The sequence below is a fragment of the Granulicatella sp. WM01 genome, assembly GCF_004570605.1.
Taxonomy (GTDB): domain Bacteria; phylum Bacillota; class Bacilli; order Lactobacillales; family Aerococcaceae; genus WM01.
The window spans coordinates 1-611 of record NZ_SPPB01000131.1; the positions used below are offsets into that span (position 1 = coordinate 1).

The 611-nt window shown below is 32.4% G+C and carries 2 protein-coding genes; both read right to left on the reverse strand.

Annotated elements, in window-relative coordinates:
• Positions 1–15: 15 nt before the first annotated feature.
• Positions 16–129, reverse strand: a complete 114-nt coding sequence (locus E4T68_RS09865) for a putative holin-like toxin (RefSeq protein ID WP_228099294.1) — start codon at positions 127–129, stop codon at positions 16–18.
• A 330-nt stretch (positions 130–459) separates the two neighbouring features.
• Positions 460–573 carry a putative holin-like toxin gene (locus E4T68_RS09870; protein WP_228099294.1) on the reverse strand — a complete coding sequence of 38 codons (114 nt, stop codon included), beginning with the start codon at positions 571–573 and terminating at the stop codon, positions 460–462.
• Between the last annotated feature and the right edge of the window lie 38 nt (positions 574–611).

Consider the following 611-nt stretch of genomic DNA (forward strand, 5'->3'; position numbering starts at 1 on the left):
CCAAAGATAAGACGGTTATTTTTTATTGTCTTTATTACAGTATACAGCAATTGCAATCATTACACTAACTAATGAAACAATTAATATTCCAAAGTCAATGGCTAATTGCAGTGCTTCTGCTACTGACAATTATAGCTCCTCCTTTCCGTTAGATTTTGATGATTTGCCCATAGGCATCACCTCTCTTTCAGAATTAGGAGCCACCGTCTTTACTTTTCTACTTGATTAGTATATCACATATTATCCGATAATGCACGTATTAATTGTTCCTTTTTTAACATATATAATAAATAGTTTTCTAATTCTACATTGCTCGTATATATTATTTTTTACATTTTGTAGAACCTATGTTATAATAACTGTAAAAGGGAACAAGTGTAACTCGTTCCCCTGTAGAACCGTTTAAGACGGTGGCTCTTGGGTTAAAAAATAACCGTTATCGGACCAAAGATAAGACGGTTATTTTTTATTGTCTTTATTACAGTATACAGCAATTGCAATCATTACACTAACTAATGAAACAATTAATATTCCAAAGTCAATGGCTAATTGCAGTGCTTCTGCTACTGACAATTATAGCTCCTCCTTTCCGTTAGATTTTGATGATTTGC